This window comes from Achromobacter sp. GbtcB20, from assembly GCF_019091095.1.
Lineage (GTDB): Bacteria > Pseudomonadota > Gammaproteobacteria > Burkholderiales > Burkholderiaceae_B > Achromobacter > Achromobacter mucicolens.
Genome location: NZ_JAGXJZ010000625.1, coordinates 1 through 260, shown reverse-complemented (window position 1 = coordinate 260; position 260 = coordinate 1). Strand labels below are relative to the sequence as shown.

The window sequence follows — 260 nt, the reverse complement described above, 5'->3', positions numbered from 1 at the left end:
AAGGCAGGCCTGCGCCTGGGCGACGGCCTGGTGGCGGCCGGTGGCAAGCCGCTGCCGACCGGACCGGACGCGTTGTCCGGCGCCGGCGCCGTGTTCGGACCGATCGTGGCCTCGCAGCCGACCCTGCCGTTGACGGTCGAACGCGACGGCCGCAACCGCGACCTGAGCATTCCGGTCACGCGCGCCTGCAGCTTCGCGATCGAACTGGGCAACGCCGACAACGTCAACGCCTATGCCGACGGCCAGCGCGTGATGGTCAC

1 pseudogene is annotated in these 260 nt (G+C 71.9%); it reads left to right on the top strand.

The window, feature by feature from the left end:
- Window positions 1–260, top strand: a pseudogene (locus KVT32_RS30485) (peptidase M48); the annotation flags it as partial.